The organism is Bacteroides sp. HMSC067B03, assembly GCF_001811315.1.
In the GTDB taxonomy this organism is placed as follows: Bacteria; Bacteroidota; Bacteroidia; order Bacteroidales; family Bacteroidaceae; genus Bacteroides; species Bacteroides faecis.
In genome coordinates this window covers 96416-119603 of sequence record NZ_KV804471.1, presented here as the reverse complement: position 1 = coordinate 119603, position 23188 = coordinate 96416, and the positions used below count along the sequence as shown (strand labels likewise).

At 41.0% G+C, this 23188-nt stretch carries 13 protein-coding genes, 1 tRNA gene and 2 pseudogenes; 11 read left to right on the top strand and 5 right to left on the bottom strand.

Translation table 11 applies throughout. The features are described from left to right. Positions 1-111 precede the first annotated feature (111 nt). The 9 genes and pseudogenes from HMPREF2794_RS24435 to HMPREF2794_RS29720 form a co-directional block, all read left to right on the top strand. Positions 112-663, top strand: coding sequence for an RNA polymerase sigma-70 factor (locus HMPREF2794_RS24435; protein WP_070752936.1), 552 nt, complete (start codon positions 112-114; stop codon positions 661-663). A 96-nt stretch (positions 664-759) separates the two neighbouring features. Further along, complete coding sequence (locus HMPREF2794_RS24430; protein WP_010537964.1) at positions 760-1737, top strand: FecR family protein; 978 nt, start codon at positions 760-762, stop codon at positions 1735-1737. Positions 1738-1858: 121 nt separating this feature from the next. After that, positions 1859-4480, top strand: coding sequence for a carboxypeptidase regulatory-like domain-containing protein (locus HMPREF2794_RS24425; protein WP_070752934.1), 2622 nt, complete (start codon positions 1859-1861; stop codon positions 4478-4480). Between the two features lie 137 nt (positions 4481-4617). Continuing rightward, positions 4618-5715 (top strand): MBL fold metallo-hydrolase, encoded by a 1098-nt coding sequence (locus HMPREF2794_RS24420; protein WP_083312182.1) that lies wholly within the window; start codon positions 4618-4620, stop codon positions 5713-5715. Positions 5716-5913: 198 nt separating this feature from the next. Further along, a pseudogene (locus tag HMPREF2794_RS24415) lies at positions 5914-7422 on the top strand (4Fe-4S dicluster domain-containing protein). 19 nt (positions 7423-7441) lie between these two features. Then, complete coding sequence (locus HMPREF2794_RS24410; RefSeq protein ID WP_070752931.1) at positions 7442-8845, top strand: aldo/keto reductase; 1404 nt, start codon at positions 7442-7444, stop codon at positions 8843-8845. After that, positions 8845-9267 carry a DUF1893 domain-containing protein gene (locus HMPREF2794_RS24405; RefSeq protein ID WP_055268913.1) on the top strand — a complete coding sequence of 141 codons (423 nt, stop codon included), beginning with the start codon at positions 8845-8847 and terminating at the stop codon, positions 9265-9267. Before HMPREF2794_RS24410 ends, HMPREF2794_RS24405 begins: the two co-directional genes overlap by 1 nt. 28 nt (positions 9268-9295) lie before the next feature. Beyond that, complete coding sequence (locus tag HMPREF2794_RS24400) at positions 9296-11194, top strand: TonB-dependent receptor plug domain-containing protein (protein ID WP_070752928.1); 1899 nt, start codon at positions 9296-9298, stop codon at positions 11192-11194. A 4-nt stretch (positions 11195-11198) separates the two neighbouring features. Continuing rightward, positions 11199-11342, top strand: a pseudogene (locus HMPREF2794_RS29720) (ECF transporter S component); the annotation flags it as partial. Here HMPREF2794_RS29720 and HMPREF2794_RS24395 read toward each other — a convergent pair. The 5 genes from HMPREF2794_RS24395 to HMPREF2794_RS24375 form a co-directional block, all read right to left on the bottom strand. Further along, the gene (locus HMPREF2794_RS24395; protein ID WP_070752945.1) at positions 11339-15340 is read right to left on the bottom strand and encodes a hybrid sensor histidine kinase/response regulator transcription factor; all 4002 of its coding nucleotides are present in this window, start codon (positions 15338-15340) and stop codon (positions 11339-11341) included. The pseudogene HMPREF2794_RS29720 and the gene HMPREF2794_RS24395 sit on opposite strands and share 4 nt — an antisense overlap. 194 nt (positions 15341-15534) lie before the next feature. Further along, on the bottom strand, positions 15535-16704 hold the full coding sequence (locus HMPREF2794_RS24390; RefSeq protein ID WP_022300955.1) for an ABC transporter permease: 1170 nt from the start codon (positions 16702-16704) through the stop codon (positions 15535-15537). Continuing rightward, positions 16688-17872 carry an ABC transporter permease gene (locus HMPREF2794_RS24385; RefSeq protein WP_083312181.1) on the bottom strand — a complete coding sequence of 395 codons (1185 nt, stop codon included), beginning with the start codon at positions 17870-17872 and terminating at the stop codon, positions 16688-16690. The genes HMPREF2794_RS24390 and HMPREF2794_RS24385 overlap by 17 nt, the downstream gene beginning before the upstream one ends. 4 nt (positions 17873-17876) lie before the next feature. Beyond that, on the bottom strand, positions 17877-18866 hold the full coding sequence (locus HMPREF2794_RS24380; RefSeq protein ID WP_070752923.1) for an HlyD family secretion protein: 990 nt from the start codon (positions 18864-18866) through the stop codon (positions 17877-17879). Positions 18867-18872: 6 nt separating this feature from the next. After that, on the bottom strand, positions 18873-20285 hold the full coding sequence (locus HMPREF2794_RS24375) for a TolC family protein (RefSeq protein WP_010537975.1): 1413 nt from the start codon (positions 20283-20285) through the stop codon (positions 18873-18875). A 751-nt stretch (positions 20286-21036) separates the two neighbouring features. Here HMPREF2794_RS24375 and HMPREF2794_RS24370 point away from each other — a divergent pair. Further along, positions 21037-21112 (top strand) — tRNA-Gly (locus HMPREF2794_RS24370). A gap of 230 nt (positions 21113-21342) precedes the next feature. After that, the gene (locus HMPREF2794_RS24365; protein ID WP_010537976.1) at positions 21343-23064 is read left to right on the top strand and encodes a helix-turn-helix domain-containing protein; all 1722 of its coding nucleotides are present in this window, start codon (positions 21343-21345) and stop codon (positions 23062-23064) included. The last annotated feature ends 124 nt before the right edge of the window (positions 23065-23188 follow it).

The window sequence follows — 23188 nt, the reverse complement described above, 5'->3', positions numbered from 1 at the left end:
GTTGAAAAAAGAATAATTCGTTTGGATACATCTTAATAATTCAAAAAGAGTATCTTTACAAAATAAATAATTACTTCTTTTGTCCTCACAAAATACGAAAGCTTGGATAATATGAATAATAGTATTGACATAAAGACACTGGAAGCCTTTCAGAATGGTAATCATAAGGCTTTCGAGACCGTTTTTATAGCCTATTACAACAAAACCAAAGCTTTCATCGACGGATATATAAAATCAGAATCGGATGCAGAAGAATTAACGGAAGACTTGTTTGTCAATCTTTGGATCAACCATAGCTCTATCGATGCTTCCAGATCTTTTAACGCTTATCTGCATACCATTGCAAGAAATGCAGCGATAAACTATTTGAAGCATAAATACGTACATGATACTTATCTGAATAATAATCAGGAAATAGAATATAGTTCCACTTCGGAAGAAGACTTTATTGCAAAAGAACTCGGCCTCCTGATAGATGAGCTAGTTGAAAAGATGCCGGAACAGCGGAGAATGATTTATACATTGAGCCATAACGAAGGATTGAGCAATGCTGAAATAGCAGAACGTCTGGATACGACCAAAAGAAATGTTGAAAGCCAGCTAAGTCTGGCTTTGAAGGAGATACGGAAAGTGATTTCATGTTTCCTGATGTCTTTGTTATAATTCTGAGACCACATTATTATCACTTTTCGGAAAAAATATCAATTTTCTTATTGAGCTTTTTACTGTCAGGCTGTATATATAGTAAAGTACAGCTAAATGGAAAAAAGTAATATCAACAGAATTATCAGAAAGTTTCTTTCCGCCCGTTTTTCTCCCGAGACAGAGGAAAAAGTACAGAAGTGGATTATTGAAGATAAAGACATAGAGGCAAAAGAAAAAGCCTCACTGGAGTATTGGAATGAACTGGATGTAAAATCCGATCCGGGCACCTATTCCGCATTGGAACGGGTAAATCTAAGAACCGGATATAATAAGGAACATCTTGAGAACATTGTTTCATATCAAAAATTCACCCGTATTGCCGCGCTTATCATTCCCGCTCTGATGCTTGCGGGGGGGATACTCTATTACATGCCTTTTAAGAATGAAATGATGGAGATATCCACCGCATATGGAGAACAAAAGCGGGTGGTTCTGCCGGACAGTTCCGAAATATGGCTCAACGCAGGAAGTACAGTTACTTTTCCGGAAGTTTTTGCAAACGACAAACGACTTGTAACTCTCGACGGTGAAGCCTACTTTACAGTAAAGAAAGATACTACCAAGCCTTTCGTAGTAGAAACTTCGCAGCTTTCAGTTAAAGTTCTCGGTACAAAATTCAATGTAAAAGCCTACTCCAATGAGGCAAAAGTCACGACCACCCTGACAAGCGGCAAGGTAGAAGTCAATGCTCCATCCCGGCATCCGCATATACTTCAGCCGAATGAACAACTGACATACGATAAAGAGACTTCAGACATCCGGATTACAGAAGTAAACACGAGTGAAACAAACAGCTGGATGACAGGAAAACTCATATTTATCAATGCTACAGCCCAAGAAATATTCAGCACCTTGGAAAGACGCTATGATATTGCAATTGAGAGCCATTCGATGCATATTCCCGCATCCAAACGATATACCGTCAAATTTCTGAAAGGTGAAAGTAAGGATGAAATGCTGAATCTATTAGCAGACATCATTGGATTTACTTATCAGCAGAATGGAAATAAAATAGTATTAACCCAACAATAAAAAAACAGCCTATGAAGAAAAAGAACTGGGAAGCAGCTTGAGACCCTCTACCCAGTTCTGAAATGTCTATCCTCATTAAACAGCGAAGTAAAATGAAGTATCAACATACAAATATATAATAATGGATCGAATAAATGCTAATAAAAAGCTAGATAAGATGATCATTCTTTTGTTTTTTTCTTTTCTGTCGTTAACGGCTATTCCGCAAAATGCAGAAAAGAAAATCACAATCCAAAATAAAAACATATCCCTAAAGGAAGCTTTCGAACAAATAGAATTACAGACCGGATACAGCATTGCTTATGAACAATCCGATCTGGACCTGAGCAGAAAACAATCTCTGTCGTTAAAATCCGCAAGCATTGATAAAGCAATGAAGCAAGTATTGAAAGGGACCGGATATACATATAAGATCAAAGGATATCATATCATTATCTCCTTATCGGAAAAGAAACCTAAAATGACCAATGAAAAGACACAAAAACTAACGCAAACCATAAGAGGAATCGTTGTGGATTCCAAAACCAACACTCCAATAGAATACGCTTCTGTCTGCATAGAGGAAGATCCTTCCTACGGTAGTTCTACCGATAGTCTGGGATACTTCCGAATTCGTGATGTTCCGGTAGGACGTTATAATATACTGGCATCTTTTACTGGCTACAATACCCGTATTATCAGCGAGGTATCGGTGAGCTCGTCCAAAGAAGTGTATGTAGAAATTCCCATTGACGAGAATATTCAATATCTGGCAGAAGTCCTCGTAAAACCGGAAATAAAGAAAGACCGGACGATCAATCCGATAGCTATCACAGGCGGACGCATGATCAGTATGGAAGAGGCGGGACGATTTGCTAATGGATTTGACGATCCGGCACGACTCAGTGCAGCTTTTGCAGGAGTAGCAGGAGACATCGGTACCAATGCAATTGCCATCAGAGGAAACTCCCCGCAATTCACACAATGGAGGCTGGAGGGCATTGAGATTCCTAATCCTACACATTTTGCCGATTTAGCAGGTTTGGGAGGAGGGTTCTTATCAGCTTTGAGCACACAAATGATTGGAAACTCCGACTTTTACAACGGAGCTTTCCCTGCCGAGTACAACAATGCGCTATCCGGCGTTTTCGATATGCACCTGCGCAATGGAAATAATCAGAAGTATGAACACGCTTTTCAAGTCGGGCTGATGGGAATTGATTTAGCCTCAGAGGGGCCTATCAATAAAAAGAGAGGTAGTTCTTACCTTGTCAATTACCGGTTCTCGACTACATCGCTGGCTTCCGCCGATGACTTGAATCTCAAATATCAGGATTTAGCCTTTAAACTGAATTTTCCTACTTCCCGGGCCGGTACCTTTTCTATCTGGGGATTAGGCTTGATTGATAGAAATAAAGAGAAGCCACAAGATCGCTCGGAATGGGAAACGATGGCAGACCGACAGTCGGGAAAAGATGAACTTGAAAAAATGTCGGGGGGACTGGTACACAAATATTCTGTTAATGAAGACACGTATATTCGTTCTTCTTTATCTGCCACCTATTCCAGAGATCACACAGTGGTCGATCAACAAACGGATGACAAGCAAGTTCCGGTGGCAGATATCCGAAACAGCAGGTGGGATCTTATTTTTAATTCATATCTGAATATGAAATTCAGTCCGAGGCATATCAATAGAACAGGAGTTACCATCACGCAGCTTAACTATGATCTCGATTATCAGGTCAGTCGTTATTTTGGTTTGAACAGACCTATGGAACAAATTTCAAAAGGTAATGGAAAAAGTACCGCCATCTCGGCATATAGCAGTTCGGTTATCAACTTGAATAATAATCTGACAACCAGCTTAGGAGTTACAGCTCAGTATTTTACTTTAAACAATAACTTTTCAATAGAACCACGGGTGGCTTTGAAGTGGAAAATAAATCCGAAACAATCTTTAGCATTAGCTTATGGTCTGCATAGCCGTAGGGAAAAGCTGGATTATTATTACGTGGAAAAGGTTGTCAATGGTAAGAAGCTGTCAAACCGATATCTGGATCTCTCCAGAGCACATCATTTCGGACTTACTTATGACTGGAACATAAATCAAAACCTGCATTTGAAGGTAGAACCTTATTTCCAGTATCTATTTCACGTGCCGGTAGAGGAAAAATCCTCTTTCTCAGTCATTAACTATGAGGAATTTTACTTAGACAGGATATTGGTAAACACCGGGAAAGGCAGAAATTACGGAATAGACATAACACTGGAACAGTATATGAAGAATGGATTCTACTATATGATTACAGGTTCTTTATTTAAATCGAAATATAGGGGAGGAGATAACGTTTGGCGAAATACAAGGCTGGATAAAGGTTATTTGCTGAATTTACTTGCCGGTAAAGAATGGATGGTCGGCAAACTTAAACAAAATGTATTAAGCCTTAACGGACGATTATATTTTCAAGGCGGAGGACGATATACGCCTGTAAATAAAGAAAGAAGTCAGGCCGAACACGACATTGTTTTTGATGAAACTCAAGCATACAGCGAAAGATTCAGTCCGTCTATTAATGGAGATGTTTCCTTTAGTTTCAGAATAAATAAAAAGGTAGTATCCCATGAATTCTCTGTAAAAGTCTTAAATGTAGGTATGCGTACCGGAATGCACTTCTACCAATATAATGAGAAAACCAATGAAATAGAAAAGAAGGACGGACTCGGCATGATACCTAATATAAGCTATAAGATTTATTTCTAGGCAATAGGATATCTTATCTCTGGATTCAGTTGAAGGCTTATCCTTCAACCTTTTTCAGTAATTGTGGTATAACAATCTGTAATATACCATCATCTCGTCTAAATACCTGTATATTTGCTACGTAAATAAAATTAGTCATTCATTATATGCGTATCATCAAGAAATTTAGAATCCGTATGATCATAGGAAGTATATTAGGTATAGCACTATTGCTGGTAGTGACAATCTTTGTCTTTATCAACCAGCCCAGTTTTGGCAGAACTCCCCGCGGCGAACGTCTGGAAAGAATAAAACAATCTCCCAACTATAGAAACGGAGAGTTCCAGAACCTTCATGAAACAACTTTAATGACCTCGGACAGAGGGCGGTTTGCAGGTATTTTAGAATTTCTTTTCCGAAAGATAGAAGGTCTGCGCTCCGACCAACCTGTAAATGCAATAAAAACAGACCTCCGACAAGTCGGACGGGACAAAGAAATGCTGGTATGGTTCGGGCATTCATCTTACCTGATTCAGACAGGAGGAAAACGAATACTAGTAGATCCGGTATTTTGCATGGCTTCCCCTGTTTCTTTCGTCAACAAACCTTTTAAAGGCACCGACATTTACAAACCGGAAGACATGCCGGATATTGATTATCTGATCATTAGCCATGACCATTGGGATCATCTGGATTATAACACTGTAAAAAAACTGAGAGACAGAATCGGAACTGTCATTTGCCCTTTAGGTGTAGGCGAACATTTTGAATATTGGGGATTCGACAAAAAACAGATTGTGGAACTTGATTGGAACGAAGATTCAAGTCTCGAAACTGGTTTCAAGGTCTACTGTTTGCCCGCCCGTCACTTTTCCGGGCGCGGTCTTTCTTCCAATCAGTCGTTATGGGCTTCTTTTTTACTGCAGGCTCCTTCACAGAATATTTATATCGGTGGAGATGGAGGATATGATACTCATTATGCGGAAATAGGTGAACGCTTCCCCAACATCGATCTTGCAATTCTTGAAAACGGCCAATATAATGAAGAATGGAAATTAATCCATATGATGCCGGAACAAATGTCACAAGCAGCTAAAGACCTAAATGCGAAGAAGATCCTTACGGTACATCATTCTAAATACGCATTAGCCAGACATCCTTGGGATGAACCTTTGCAAAACGCAGAGAATATGCGAAACCATGATTCACTGAATGTACTGATTCCGGAAATAGGAGAAATAGTCAAATTAGAATAGAAATATCAGTCAGAACTGCAATTATCTGATTCTGAAAATTTCATAATCTGTAATATTGGTATAACTTTCTGTAATTTATATAGTGTGATAACAAATCACTCTGCTTAAATTTGCATCGATAAAAAGACTAAAATTCGATTCGGATATTGAAAATAATATTGGGATATAACTACTATAAATTGATAATTTAATAAATTTATGCTGCGTACTATCAGACTTACAGCCGCAATCGTGTGTTTTGCACTTATTACCTTACTGTTCCTTGATTTTACGGGAACACTTCACACATGGTTCGGATGGCTGGCGAAAATTCAGTTTCTGCCGGCAGTATTAGCCTTGAATATAGGTGTTGTACTATTCCTTATTGTACTTACGTTATTGTTCGGACGTATTTACTGCTCGGTCATTTGCCCGTTAGGAGTATTTCAAGATGCGGTTTCGTGGATTTCCGGCAAACGGAAAAAGAATCGTTTTCGTTATTCTCCGGCTTTAAGATGGCTTCGATATGGAGTGCTGACCGTGTTTTTCATTGCCTTAGTTGCCGGATAGAACACTTTTGTAGTCCTATTGGCTCCTTATAGTGCTTATGGTCGTATGGCTTCCAGCCTGTTGGCACCATTCTGGCAATGGGGTAATAATCTTATGGCATATTTTGCCGAACGGGCAGAAAGTTATGCTTTCTACGAAGTGGATGTGTGGATGAAAAGTCTTTCAACACTGATCATTGCCATCATTACTCTCGTCGTTCTTTTTATTCTGGCATGGCGGAACGGACGTACTTATTGTAATACGGTTTGTCCTGTCGGCACAATATTGGGATTTATCTCACGATATTCAATCTTCAAACCCGTAATTGATACATCTAAATGTAACGGCTGCGGGCTGTGTGCACGTAATTGTAAAGCATCCTGCATCAATACAAAAGCTCACGAAATTGATTATAGCCGTTGTGTAGCTTGCATGGATTGTTTAGAGAAATGCAAACAAGGGGCTATCAGATACACAAGACGAATTCCGAAAAAAGAATCGGCTGCAACAGAAACAGTTCAGGTTAAATCAGTCACCGCAGAACAAGTGAACAATGCCCGCCGTAGTTTCCTTTCCGCATCTGCTGTCGTTGCGACTACTGCCGTACTGAAAGCACAGGAAAAGAAAGTAGACGGAGGTCTGGCAGCCATCGAGGACAAGAAGATTCCCAATCGGGAAAACCCGATTTATCCTCCAGGTTCATTGAATGCACGCAATTTTACCCAGCATTGTACTGCATGTCAGTTATGTGTTTCCGTCTGCCCCAATCAGGTATTACGGCCCTCCGGTAATCTGGCTACTTTAATGCAGCCGGAAATGTCCTACGAACGTGGTTATTGCCGTCCGGAATGTGCAAAATGTGCGGAAGTATGTCCTACGGATGCTATCCATCTGACCAGCCTCGCTGAAAAATCCGCTATTCAGATCGGACATGCAGTATGGATTAAAGAAAACTGTATACCGCTGACAGACGGAATGGAGTGCGGCAACTGTGCCCGTCATTGTCCGGTTGGTGCTATCCAAATGGTAGCTTCCGATCCTGATAATGAGGATTCATTGAAAATTCCGGTAGTAAACGTCGAACGGTGTATCGGTTGCGGAGCTTGTGAGAATCTTTGTCCGTCCCGGCCTTTTAGCGCCATTTATGTGACCGGGCACCAGATGCACAGAATTGTATAATCTAAATCAGAACAAGATTATGGAAGAAAAAAATAAAAAAGACATAAACAGAAGAGATTTCATAAAAATCGTGGGTATCAGCGCGGCTACATCAACAGCCATATTATACGGATGTTCTCCCCGAAAAACGTCTTCTTCAAGTAGTGTTACAGCGGAAGGAGAGGTACCCACCGATAAAATGACATATCGCACCTCTCCAACTACAGGCGACCGTGTTTCACTTTTAGGATACGGCTGTATGCGATGGCCACTCAAACCGTCTCCCGATGGTAATGGTGAAATCATCGGCCAGGATGCCGTGAACGGACTGATAGATTATGCTATCGCTCACGGAGTAAATTACTTCGATACATCTCCGGCATATGTGCAAGGTTTTTCGGAGAAATCAACGGGCATTGCATTAAGCCGTCACCCACGCGACAAATACTTCATAGCTACCAAACTGTCCAATTTCTCTCCGGATACATGGTCGCGCGAAGCTTCACTTAAAATGTATCATAAATCATTTGCAGACCTTCAGGTTGACTACATTGACTATATGCTGCTTCACGGCATCGGCATGGGTGGAATGGATGCTCTCAAAGGGCGGTATCTGGACAACGGAATGCTTGACTTTCTGATCAAAGAGCGAGAGGCTGGTCGTATCCGGAATCTTGGCTTCTCCTATCATGGTGATATTGAAGTATATGATTATCTGCTTTCCCGGCATGATGAAATAAAATGGGACTTTGTGCAGATACAGCTTAATTATGTAGACTGGAAGCATGCGAAAGAAACAAATGCCCGAAATACCGATGCCGAATATCTGTACGGAGAGTTACACAAAAGAGGTATCCCGTCTATTATCATGGAGCCGCTTTTGGGAGGCCGCTTATCTAAGTTGAATGACAACCTGGTAGCACGACTCAAACAACGGAGACCTGAAAGTAGCGTAGCTTCATGGGCCTTTCGTTTTGCCGGGTCGTTCCCCGATATACTGACTGTATTAAGCGGTATGACTTATATGGAACATCTGCAAGATAATCTCCGTACCTATTCTCCGTTGGAACCGCTTACTGATGAAGAAATGGATTTTCTGGAAGATACGGCGCAGTTAATGCTGAAATACCCCACTATTCCCTGTAATGACTGCAAATATTGCATGCCATGCCCGTATGGACTGGATATCCCGGCAACACTGTTACATTATAACCGTTGTGTCAACGAAGGTAATGTGCCTAAAAACAGGCAGGATGAGAATTATGTCAAAGCCCGTCGTGCCTTCCTCATCGGATATGACCGTAGTGTACCTAAACTCCGGCAGGCAAGTCATTGTATCGGATGCAATCAATGTGTACCGCATTGTCCGCAAAATATCGATATACCCAAAGAACTGCATCGGATAGATCAATTTGTAGAACAACTGAAACAAGGAACTTTATGATAGAAGAATTAATAGACTTATTACACTCGGGAGGATATTCCTGCGCGATTGCCAACGGAGATATCATACGCACTTTTACTCAACGTGGAGTGGCTGATTTGTATGATTTGCTGACACAGGAACCGGATTTCCTGAAAGGAGCGTTGATTGCTGATAAAGTGGTAGGAAAGGGAGCTGCCGCCCTGATGATTTTGGGTGGCATAAAGGAACTCCATACAGATATAATCAGTTCAAAGGCTTTGGAACTGTTTCAGGATTCAGATATAAAGGTCAGTTTCATACAGGAAGTACCTTTTATCTGGAATCGGGACCATACAGGCTGGTGTCCGGTAGAAACAATGTGCAGTGAAGAAAAATCTGCAGAAGCTATATTACCTTTGATTCATAACTTTCTCAAAAGAATAAGAAGTGGCAGGAAATAACAGAAGAAATAAAAATATGGAATAGAATATGAAAAGAATTGCAACATGTCTGTTTTTGTTTAGTAGCCTGCTATCTACTTCCGGAATGGCTCAGAGCGGAAAAGACACTACACAACTCAGAAGAAACTATATCATTGATGAAGTCGTAGTCACCGGAACACGTAATGAGACAGATATACGTCACCTTCCGATGACCATTTCAGTAGTTGGCAGACAACAAATAGAGAAAAGATATGAACCTTCACTTTTGCCATTATTGACAGAGCAAGTCCCCGGATTCTTTACTACCAGCCGCGGTATCATGGGATATGGTGTATCTACAGGTGCGGCAGGTGGTATGAGCCTGCGTGGTATCGGCGGTAGCCCGACGGCAGGTTTATTGGTCCTGATTGACGGGCATCCTCAATATATGGGATTGATGGGACATCCGATAGCGGACGCCTATCAATCTATGATGACAGAGAAGGTGGAAATATTACGAGGACCTGCCTCGGTACTTTATGGTTCGAATGCGATGGGCGGAGTCATTAATATCGTCACTCGCAAACAACAGCAAGAGGGAGTGAACACAAATATGCAAGTTGGGTATGAATCATACAATACGTTACAAACAGAGTTTTCCAACCGAGTAAAAAAAGAACGCTTCAGCAGCATCGTTACCGGCTCTTACAACCGTACCGACGGTCATCGTCCCGATATGGAGTTCGAACAATATGGAGGATATGCCAAGTTAGGCCATGACTTCAGCAACTCCTGGAAACTGTGGGGGGATGTGAATGTAACTCATTTCAATGCTTCCAATCCGGGGACGGTACAAGTTCCGCTTATCGACAATGACTCACGTATCACTCGTGGTATGACTTCATTTGCGTTGGAGAACAATTACGAAAAAACGGCAGGTGCCTTAAGCTTTTTCTATAATTGGGGACGACATAAGATAAACGATGGATATAAGACAGGAGAACAACCACAGGCATCGCACTTCAATTCTAAAGATAAAATGTTCGGCATCTCTTGGTATCAGAGTGCAACTTTCTTCACAGGCAATCGCCTGACAGCAGGCTTTGACTATCAGCACTTCGGTGGCGAATCATGGAACAAGGTAGTTGCTACCGGAGAACGCAAACCGGGCGTAGACAAGCAAATGGACGAGTTTGCGGGATACGTTGACTTCCGTCAGGATATAAATAGCTGGCTGTCGCTGGATGCGGGCATTCGTGTAGACCATCATTCACATGTAGGTACGGAATGGATACCCCAAGGAGGGCTGGCCTTTCATCTTCCGGAGAATGCGGAACTGAAAGCAATGGTAAGCAAAGGATATCGCAATCCGACTATCCGGGAAATGTATATGTTTGCTCCTGCAAACCCGGAACTGAAACCGGAAAAACTGGTGAACTATGAACTTTCCTATTCTCAACGATTATTGGAAGGAGCGTTATTCTATGGAATGAACCTGTACTATATCAATGGTGATAACGTAATTATGAGCAATGGCCTGACACCTCCACTAAATGTCAATTCCGGAGAAATAGAGAATTGGGGTGTTGAAGCAAACATCGGATATCGGTTAAGCTCCCACTGGAACGTGAATGCCAACTACAGTTGGCTGCATATGGAAAATCCGGTTCTTGCCGCTCCGGAACATAAATTATATGCAGGTGCAGATTATGTCAAAGGACATTGGACCGTATCAACCAGTATACAATATATAAAGGGACTTTATACATCTGTCATCATTAATAATAAAGGTGTTGAGCAACAGGATAGTTTTGTTCTGTGGAATCTGCGGGGAAGTTACCGAATCTGTCGTTTTGCCGACATCTTCGTGAAAGGTGAAAATCTGTTGGCGCAACGTTACGAGATAAATGCAGGTTATCCTATGCCCAAAACAACATTTATGGGTGGTATTAATTTGAACTTTTAATTTTTATCAGATAACAGGAACAGTGGGAGAATGGATCTATATAGGAAGCTTCTACAGTGCCATTCAGGATTTCCGTATTGGAATTCCCGGAATGTGCCTGCAAGTATTCGGAGGTTATCTGTTCATTAAATGCTTGATATGCAGCTAACATTCCGAATCTTCCTGAGATGCATCATCTTCAATGATACTGGAAGAAACACCATTTACCTTGGCATATTGGCTCGGACTCATCTTATATTCTTTCTTGAATACTTGCCGGAAATATTTACTTTCTGAGAAACCGCACATTTCTGAGATTTCAGTAATATTATGCACGCCTTCTTTCAATAACTGCGTAGCACGCTTCAAACGGATATTCTTAATAAACTCCTGAGGAGGAAGCCCTGTTAGCGCTTTCAGTTTGTTATAGAAACGGGTACGACTCATATTGTGCAAATCCTTAAGCACATCAACGGAAAAGGCGGGGTTATCAATATTGTCTTCGATGCTTTTCTTCACATCCGACAAAAATTGCCAGTCGAGACTATTTGTACATTTTGCCAACGGTGTTTTTTCTTCTATATCAATTTCAAGATTAGCATATTTGCTACGCAATAATGCCCGGTTCGCCAATAAATTAGCAATACTGGCTTTTAAGATTCTCACACTGAATGGTTTTACAATATATTCATCGGCACCAATATGAAGACCATCGAGAACATTCTGTTCTTCTCCCAAAGCTGTGAGTAACAAAACAGGAATATGTGATGTTTCAATATCATTCTTGATAGTGGTACACAATTCATCCCCCCGCATTTCCGGCATCATAATATCAGAAAGAATCAACTCCGGCTGGTATTCTTTTACAATGACCAACGCTTCCTTACCATTGCTGCAAGCCTGTACGTTGTACATAGGCGATAGTGAATTGACCAGATAAGCACGTAATTCATCATTATCCTCGACAATAAGAATACGCTGCAGATCTTCGTCGTTTGCCATGACAGGCGTTTCGGAAATCACCGGAGCATCCAATTCAGCTTCCTGTCTGCGGGGTTTCTCCGGTTCTATCAGATTCGAATGATGGAAATGTTTATTCCCCTTCGGGAAGACAACAGTAATAGTAGTACCCTGCTGTTCGACACTCTCAATATTTATCTTGCCACTATGGAGGTGAACTAATTTCCCCACCAACTTTAATCCGATTCCACTACCGGTTATCTTTGCATTAATAGCATTCGTACCCCGGAAGTGCATCTTGAATAATTTGCTCTGTTCATTCGACGGAATACCGATGCCGGTATCTCTGACCTCCAGCTTCCAAGAATCTTTAGTCTCAGAAACATATACACTGACCGTTCCATTCTCAGGAGTATATTTCAACGCATTGGATATCAGATTCTTTAAGATGGAGTCCATCTTATCTTTATCAAACCATACATTCAGATAATTAAAGTCACTCTTGTAAGTAAAATCAATATGCTTGATATTGGCATACGAACGAAAACTTTTATAGATTTCATTCATATACGTATTAAGCTCATATTCAGAGACATGTAGCTCGGAAGAATAGACATCCGCCCGTTCGAAGTTGATTAAATTAGTACTCAACCGTAAAAGAGCGTTTACATTTCTCAAGGCTGTATTTATACGCTGTGAACCGATCTCTGTCAATGTCTCTTCTTCAACAAATTCTTCCAGAGGAGCCTTTATTAAAGTAAGCGGAGTACGGATATCATGGGCAGTATTTATAAAGAAATGCGTCTTTTCATCTGATATCTTTTTCTGCTTTTTCAGAATCATTACCCGGAAGGCAATACTGAATATAAACACAATCAAAAGTATATAAGCAAATATAGCCCATCCGCTCAACCACAAAGGATGCGCCACTATCACTTCAAGCTGGCGTTCTTCGAAAACAATACTAGGCTCTTCTTTAGATATGGCGCGCACATAAAGTTTATATTTACCGGGACTCAAATTAGTGAAACGGATCAGACTATTGTCATTCAACTGCACCCATTCATTATAGGAAGAACCCTCCAGTCTCCAATAATATATGGAATGAGAAGGAAAATCATAATTGATGGAAGAAACACGAAATGAGAAAGTATTCTGACCATATTTTAAAGTCAGTACGTCTGTCTTATCAATATCCTTTTCCAAAGGGGAATCTTTATCTCCGGGATAAATAGGCTGATAAGAAATATGAAAATCGCTGAATATCATTTTTGAATACTCATAATCCGGTAACTTTATACCTGCGGGAAATTCCACAGCACCATCAACGCTTCCAAAAACAAAACTCTTGTTTTTTCGCAACACACCGGAAGTTGCATTGAAACAGGCAGACATCATTCCCTGCTCCCGACTCCAGTTATGGAATGATCTCTTCTCCACAGAAAAACTGGTGATTCCGTTTTCCGTACTCATCATTATCTGTCCGTCCATTTCCGGCAGAATGGTATAGATGCTATTTGAAACAAGTGCCGAATTTTCTGCAAAATAATGTTCGAAAGTTCTGTTCTTCGGGTTATATATAAGTACTCCCGAACCGTTTGTTCCAATATACAGTAATCCGTCATTCGCCTGATAAAGCGTGTTGATATAAGTCGATTCCACAGGCATTAATATATACTCATACTCACCGGAATTCCGGTCGAGCAGAAAAAGCCCCGTAGCTGTACCTACCCAAATAAAATGAGTATCTTTTTCCTCAATAGCGGTAACAGTGCTCACTCCGGGATACAGACGAACAGAATTCTTTATCGGATCGATACATTTAAGATTATAATATCCTCCCGACCATATATATCCTTTTGAATCTTTGATCATATCCCGGATGTATTTGTCCGGACGTATGTTGGCAGAACTTAACAGAAAAGGAGAGAAGTACTCTACAGACAGTGCCTTCTTGTTAATCTTATAGATCCCGGACGTAAAGCCTCCTGCCCAGATAATGCCCGGAGAAACTTCGCATAAAGTAATGAAAATATGGTTCTTATCTTTCAACTGCTTGTCGAAAGAACTTAAAAAAGAATGCCACTGACCGGTTCGGGAATTATAGAAACTTATTCCATTACTGGTACCAAACCATAAATCACCTTCACTGTCCTCAATGACTGCATGCACCTGATCGTTGACGATAGACTGCTTATTACCGATAGAATGTTTTATCCAATGATAATTCTTATAACGAGGATCGACTACCGTAACCCCTGCCGGATAATTAGCAAGCCAGATTCGTTTTTCTTCATCAATATAAATATCCGTGATGTTATTTCCGTTCATTTCATTATAGCTTTCGTAGTTGGCTACAATATATGGAGACGTTTTACAAGTATTTACATCAATTTTATGTACCCCCATTCCTTCTGTCGCAACCAATAATTCCTTTGGATTCAACGGTCGGATATGAGTGATACTCACATCACCCAAAGCTGTATCTGATTTTATAATCTTTTGAGTAGACATATCATAAGCAAAGGTACCGTCACTAAAAGTACCAATAAAAAGTCTTTGAAGTTGTCGGTGGAAATAGAGCCCGTTGATTTGTGTATAGACATTATCAAGTGTTTCTAAAGGAATAATATGCAGAGTTCCTTTATCAAGCTGGGTGTATCGGACTCCCATTTCTGTTGCTATAAAGAAATGAGTATCATCTGTTTGTTCCACTACTGTGATGTCATCATCCAATACATTGGGAAACTGTGTCGTTTGGGTAGTTTCCGTATTATACAACAAAATAGAATCTTTACTACATAACCAGATAGTACTGTTATGATCCATATAGCCATAATTGATAACGTCTGTGGCTTCCGGCAATTTATAAACCATTTTGAAATGATCATATTTCTCTTCATACCGGAAGATACGTCCTTTTTTCCCAACTACCCATATTCCACCTTTTTTATCTGCATACAACCATCCGAGATTTACCTCCGAATTTAATTCTCTGTTTGCCTCAATTAATTTATAGTGCCTTATATCATGACCATTATATCGGTCCATACCTTCGCTAGTGAGAAACCACATATATCCCTGACGATCTTTCTGGATATTGTATATTCTCCGATTACTCAAACCATCCTCTACTCCAATATATTTGTATGTCTGTCCATACGCCATCAACGGCAGTAAAAATAAAAATAATATAATATTCCTCATATAGATATTTGTATTTAAAGTAGTGCTATAGACCACCTCCAAATAATAGTTAACAAAATAAATAAAAAAGGACGAGATAATCAAGTAAAATGTTCAACAAAATTCACTTTATTTCCATAGTTAATTATTTGTTGGCTGAAATATTATAGTTTTGAGAAATAATTGTTTAGAATCTGCAACTAAAAGTATAGCTGTCAACCGAGTTTCCTTTTATAAACCCAGATGCTTAGCAGGAAATAAACAATCACCTGAATCCATAAAGTAATGTATTCAGGTCGGATATCCGCCATATTTGCCCCCATTGAGTTCAGTTGCACAAAGGCAAGTGTGGCAGGTGCTGCCGGAAAAATATAATGGGCAGCTTTCCAGTACCAAGGCATCAGCTCCATCGGATAGGAAACACCGGAAAGAAAAATCAGTCCTACCGAGAAAAAGGCAATCATAAGCAATGGTGCTTCCGAATCAGTGAAATATCGGGAGGCTGCCAGCCCCAGAAAAGAAGTCGCCAGCAAGTAAGGGATCATCATCAATACAATATACAATCCGTTTCCAATATTGGGAATGCTAAAGAAATGAGGAAGCAACCCTAACAGGAAAAAGGAAAAAACAGCATACAGACTACAATACACAAACGTTTTCCCTGCCACAATACGTATCGCAACTGCCCAACTTTTTCCGAAAGGAGTATAGGCAAGAATCCCTCTGGTCATATACTCTTCTCCGGTCACCATACCAATAACCATCAACAATGTCTGAAAAATGATAATTACCATAACAGCCGGAATCAGATAAGACCCATATCCTTCCGTATAATTATAGAGTGCAGTTCCTTCCACATTCACCGGTTGTGCCATAGCTACCGCCAATAATCCCTGAGGAGGTAGAAAAACCGCTCCGTCCGAACGATATTTATCATTGACAGCTAACATTACGCGCGAAGAAGCCCCCTGCAAGGCTTCAAAATACAGGAAAGCATCGGTCGTGGCATACAAAGAAAAAACAGCTTCATCTCCACGAAAAACCCGTTCCTCAAAATCATGCGGAAGATACAAAATACCTTGTACTTTCCCTTTTCTCATCCATTCTTTCGCTTCATGATAATCCATAGCCTGAGCATAAATCTCCGTTTGCGGGGTAGCATCCAGCCAGCGGATAAAATTACGGCTCAACTCACTATGGGAATTATCGACTACAGCAACCGGAACATCTGTCACGATATTGGGAGCATACATATAATTATATAGTAATCCGTACACGAAGATTCCCCCCATCAGTACCAATAAAACAGCATAGCTGGTACTGATAGCCAGATATTCACGCCGGATGATGAAGGATAACTGTTGTAACTTACTTAATTTTTTCATATTTATGACTTTCTATGTCTCGTTTCAAATGGGGAAGTAGCGCAAAAGCCAGCAACGGAAAGATACATAGTATCACAGCCGATGGCCAAAGATGAATGAAACCACTACCTCCGTAGAGTATGTTTTGTATTATTTCCGTAAAATGCCGGACAGGAAAAAGATAAGAAGCATCTCGTACCAAAGGATACATATTAGGAACCGGAAAAGTAACACCGGATAAAGTAGCTCCCAGCGAACCGACCATGGAAACAATACTTATGATCAGAGAGATAGCCGGAAATAGCGAAAACAGGAATAATCCCAGTGCCTGCGTTGCCACGACAAAGAGTGCTGTCAGCATACTCATCAATCCCCAACTCCCTTGAAACGGAATATGCAGAATACCGAACATGACATAATTTGCCAGCCACCCTATCAGGATATAAATAATCGTATAAGGAAGTAGTTTCCCTAAAACAGCTGTCACCATATTTCCTTTGGCGACAGATAACCATTCGTCGGCTGTACGAAATTTAATTTCAATGCCCACTGCATATACAGTAGTCAGCAAAATCAAGATTTGGAACAAAACGAAAAAAAATGGCTGGCTTAGGTAAACCGAATAATCCAGACTCGGATTATATATAGGGTGGTTGCTAGCTTGTACCGGCAACAGGAATGTAGTAATCTGGTTCTGGTCCACTCCAAGAGCAACGGCTTTCATCACAATGGGAGATAGCGACACAGGAGCCAGCGAGGTTTCGAAAGCAGCCATCAATTCGCCACCGACCGAAAGCAACGCATAATGATAATAATAGGAGAGAGTCGCATTCTTTCCCGATATGGCATCCTGCTCGAATCTGGGAGGGATAGAGAGATAACCATAAATTTCCTTTCTCTGCACGGCCTTCCGGGCAGCTTCTTCATTTACAAAGTGCTTTGTCACTTTAAATGTAGGCACAGCAGATATGTTTCGGACGATTGCCCGCGAAGAAGCAGTGTTATCCTGATCGACAATGCCGACAGGAATATTTTCCATCTGTCCGTTACCAAAGATGGTTGCCATGAAAAAAAGGGTAAATAACGGCAAAATGATACACACGCCGAAATAAAGCCGTCGTGAAGTCATCCGCCGCCACTCTCTGAGCAGCACGGCATGAAAAGGAGAATATGTTTGTGATGAACTCATTCTATCATTCATTTAGCGTCAGTAATACAGACATACCGGGACGCAAATCATCTACTTTCTGTGTAGGACGGGCGTGAATCTCGAAGGTGCGTAAGTCATAACTTCCGGTCTGTTTTGTTGATTTCCAGGTAGCAAAGCTTCCTAATGGGCTGATATAATAGATTTTAAACTCAAGACCTTTTTTACCGATTGCAGGTACATCTGCAACAAAGATCCCGTCCATCTTAAACTGTGGCATCAAGTCTTCACGTACATTGAGTACTACATGAATATCATCCATAATAACCAGATTCATAATCGGTGTTCCCGGTGCAACTAATTCTCCGCGTTTGGGGAAGATGGTAGCTATCTGACCGTTTTCCGGTGCTGTCAACCGGGCATCGACCAATAGTGCCGAGACTTCATCAACCGTACTTCTCGCAGCATTCACCATACTGGCTGCTGATTCTTTATCTTCTTTTTGTGCACCGTCAACTGCCATCTGATATTGCTCATAAGCTGCACGTTCGGCTGCAACGGCTGCTTTATACATAGCTTCCACTTCATCTTTCCGTTGGGAAGTGACCACACTATCTTTATATAAGGTAAGGATACGGTTATAAGTGGTTTGGGCAAGTGCCAGGTCGCTTTTAGTTTTGTTCCATAATTGCAGTGCGGTAGCTACAATCTGGCGGCGGGTACCAGCATCTATTTTCTTATTCTGCTGTACGGCTACCTGTTCCAATGCATTCACTTGCTGATACTTGGCATGTATTTCGGGGCTATTGATCACTACGAGAGTATCTCCCTGACGCACCCAGTCACCTTCCTGCACTAAAAAGGTATCAATACGTCCGGGAAGTTTCCCGCTAATACGGATTTCTGTCGCTTCTGTCTGCCCTTGCAGGACGAGCGGTTGTTTGTGCATCAATATTACTCCTGCAGCAGTAAAAATACCGACTGCCAGCATAATAATGACAAATGCCCAAGAGAGGGTTCTACTAGTTGGTTTCATTGTTCGTTACGGTTTAGGTTGATAGTTTACAAATTGTTCCGGTGTGCCACAGAGTGAAAGAAGATTCATCAATGCCACATCATATTCATAATAGGCTGCCAGACGAGCTACCTTCACAGTGGCAAGCATCGTTTCAGCATCAATAACTTCAGTGGAGGTCGCCATTCCTTCTGTAAAAGATTTCTTTCGGATACGTACCAGTTCTTCACTCAGTTCGATGGTCGCATTCAGCGCTTTCACATTATCCTGAGCTTTCTCCAATTGTGTATAGAGCTTATCCACTCCGACAGCCAGATCATCACGCGCTTTCATTTTTCCCAAAGTCAGCGTTTGTTGAGTTAGCTTTGATTGCCGGATTTTCTTCTCCCGGTCCAATCCGTCAAAAAGATTCCATGTAAAACCGATTCCTACCATCGTACGCGGTAGCAAATTGCTTTGGATACCATGCGAATAGAGGGTTTGTTTTCCAAAAAGGGCTATATTCGGCAAGTATCCACTTTGGGCAATTCGCACTTCCTGTTTGGCAATATGCTCTTGCAACTGTAACTGATTGAGCATATAGTTTCCACTGTTCACCGACATATCAAAAAGCATTTTTGGTGGCAACGAATCATTCATGAAAAGGGGAGAGGTAGGAACGATGTTCTCATCCGTATCTTTTTTATTTAACAAGGCCTTAAGGGCACTCTGCACCACTGTTTCTTCTTTTCGTGCAGCTTCCAATGACCGTTTTGCTTCATCCATATTTACTTGGGCAAACAACCGTCCTGCCTTGTCTATCATTCCGGCAGCTTCCAGTTTCAGTGCGTTTTCATAATGTTTTTGCAAACCTCTATAGGTTTCCTCACGTACAGCTACTACCTGTTGCGCCAATCGCAGACCATAATAGCTTTCTGCCAACAAGTTTTGCTGATTGGCAGCAGTCTGTGCACGATTCTCCCGTGCCAAGTCTACCATTGTCCGACCAATATTTGTTGCCCGAAATCTTTTTCCTCCGGAAAAGAGTACCCATTCTGCTGACAAATCAACAGTTGTCAAGTTTCTCGGAGTTAATGGAAAAACAAGCGTATTAGCTCCTATTTTATCCAGGATAGCCGAAATCATCTGATCATCCGGAATAATAGAATGAACGAAGTCCTTCGCCGGATCAGTAAACTGAGACAAAGGCTGCTTCACTTCAATCTTCTCGGACATGTGTACAAATGCACCTGTAGATTGCAAAGTGGGATACCAGAAAGCATTAAGTTTGTCACGTTCTGCTTTGGCAATCTCTATGCCTTTATCAGCTATCTTCAAACTCTGATTTCCCTGATTGAGCAGATGCAACGATTCTTCGAAACTTAATGGTGTCTGTGCATTTGTCTGAATGACGGAGAAACACAAAGCCCATAATACAAAAAGTATCTTATTTTTTTTCATGCTGGTTAGGTTAAATCTAAAATTGAGACTTTCTAACAGATGAGAGGATGGGTTTGTTCACTCCGGCAAATAGAGAACATATCTTGGGGCATGTTCTATTTTTAATATTTATTCAAAAACAGATTCGTACATATTTCATCAAACAACAGGAATAATGCATAAAATAATGCAATAATATGCAGAAATTCAATATACTTTTGTATATATACTATCTGGCTATACAGAAAAAGGACGTAATTTAAGCTATTTCGTTTTAAAGGAGCACTTCCTTGGTTTTAAACCAACAAGATGTTGGTCGGTGAGGAACGTCTTATTCCCTTAAAAGAAACTTGAAAACGGGAGGTGAAACAGCCGATTTGTTCTAGATGCCACTAATATCTACAAACTTCCATCCTTTCAATTTGAATTGACCAATTAATATCTAGCCATCTTATTGACAACATAAACAGACAAGAACTATATATATTAACAGAAAATAGTCCCAATATACCTAATTTCGCAATATACCTAACCGGAAATCCTGCTGATTTTATCGAATCATCTTGGTTCCGTCTGTATATTCTAAATTGTATGACAACCGAATATACGATTTCTCATATTCGTTCATTTTTCGCCTCTAACAGAAATTCATGAATGATTTTAATATAGTTTTTCTTCTACTAGAATTTGAGGAATTTTATTTGAGATATAAAAATTATGTTTACCTTTGCATCATCATTCCATAAGGCATTTTGTGAAAGATATATGTAATGCGGTAGTAGCTCAGTTGGTAGAGCATTAGCTTCCCAAGCTAAGGGTCACGAGTTCGAGTCTCGCTTACCGCTCCACTGAAATTCAAGCAGTTACAAATAGTGTAGCTGCTTTTTTTATGTACTTTTTCTTTTTTAAACCCCGTTTTTGAGTATTTTCAGTGGATATTTATCATATTTCCAGTCACAAAATTACATAATCATTTGTATATGCACGAATAATTAGAGGAATATCTGTATAGTCCAATACTATTTTTTTGTACTTTTGAGCACTATAGGCCAAGAATTTACGTAAACACACAACAACAATGAAGTATAAATCTTATCTGATAGCGATTTTATGGGGAATCCAATTCTGTTTTACCCTGCCTGTTTCAGCCCAAAACACCATCCAACAGCAAAAAGACTCTTTGCGCCGGGCTATCGAACAATCCGACGGAACTGACAAACTGAGGTCGTACAACAGACTATACTATTTATATATGTCTGAAATAGCCGATGACCGGAAAATGGATACACTGCTGACCCTGTTCGGGCAGACGGAAGCCGAGGCCATCAGACAGGGAAACGTAAAAATGCAAGGGATGGTGTATGGAAACACCATCATCTCTCATATAAATAGGAATGAATACGACAAGATCATTCAAAAAGCACCCGGTTATCTTGATTTCTATATCCTGCATGAACAATGGAAACTCTATTACCAGATACACATGCAACTTATCACTGCCTATAACTTGAAAGGAGATTATAAAAAAGCGGCGGAAGAAGCAAAACTAATGTTCGACCGTGCCAAAGCACGGAAGGATAAGGCGGGAATGGCAACAGCACTTTATGCCACTGCTATCACCTATAATGTTCAGGATAGATGGAAAGAGGAAGAAGATTGTTTCAGAGAATGCATCCGCTTATTATGGGAAGTTTCGGGATACGACAATATCCTGACACAAGCTTACGCATTCCTGTGTAGCTCACTTCGGGCACAAGGGCAATATGACAAACTATTACAACTCGTGCCCGAATATGAAAAAGCCATCGCCCGGTTTGAGAAAGCAGCCGGAAGAACCCAGCCTGAAGCGTGGGGAAATCTTTATGTGGCATTGATGAATACCTATATAGATACCAAAGACTATGACAAAGCTGGAGAATACCTCGCCAAGTTGGAAGGTATTGTCAATAACAATATCTCAAGATATGAATTGGCACGGGCAAAGGCGCTGATTTTACAGTCACGCGGAGATTACCGCAAGGCACTTGCCGCTATAGACAGCGCAGCGGTCGAAGTGCAGGAATCAGAATTTGACCTCAATGCCGTACGGAAGATAAAGATGGAGATACTTACCCGGATGGGGCGTTTCGACGAGGCATTCACGCTGTTCGATACAATCATTGCCGCCAATGATACTATAAAAGATGTAGAGATAAACGCCCGGTTCGATGAACTGCGCACCCAATATGAAGTGGAGAAACATATCGCCGAGAAAGAACGCAATCTCCATTACTTCCTTTTTACCCTTGGCATTTGCCTGGTACTGGCACTGCTCCTCACGGCTACTTTCTATTACAATCGGATTATTGCTCTCAAAAACCATAAATTATACGAACGAATAAAAGAACAGGACCGGCTGGCGAACGCAGTTGAAACTGCCAAAGCTACGGATACGCTTTCCCCTAGCAGCGAACAAAAGAGTCTGGTTATGCGGTTGCAGGAGTATCTACTTTCGGGTGAAAACTTGTCTAATGCCGATATGAACCGGGACGATATAATATCCGCCCTCGGCACTAACAGAAATACGCTGACCGAAGCGGTCAAAGCCGTCACAGGAAAGTCACCGATGGAATATACGCGCTTCCTGAAAATAGAAGAAGCACGCAGGATGCTCGACAGCCATCCCGAATTTACGATTGAAGCGGTAGCTTTCAGTTGCGGGTTCAATATACCGAGCACTTTCTACCGCTTGTTCCGAAAACAATACGGTATCAGTCCGGCAGAATACCGGAAAATGGCTAATTCATCCCCCAAAAAATAAGAAATAGCATACCGGAACCGGAAAGATTGTCCGATAAGCCCTAAAAAATGAAGTTACCCCCTGCTACAGATGATTGTAACAGGGGGTAACTGGTTAAAAGGAAGTCTGTCAGGCAGTCTTCTTT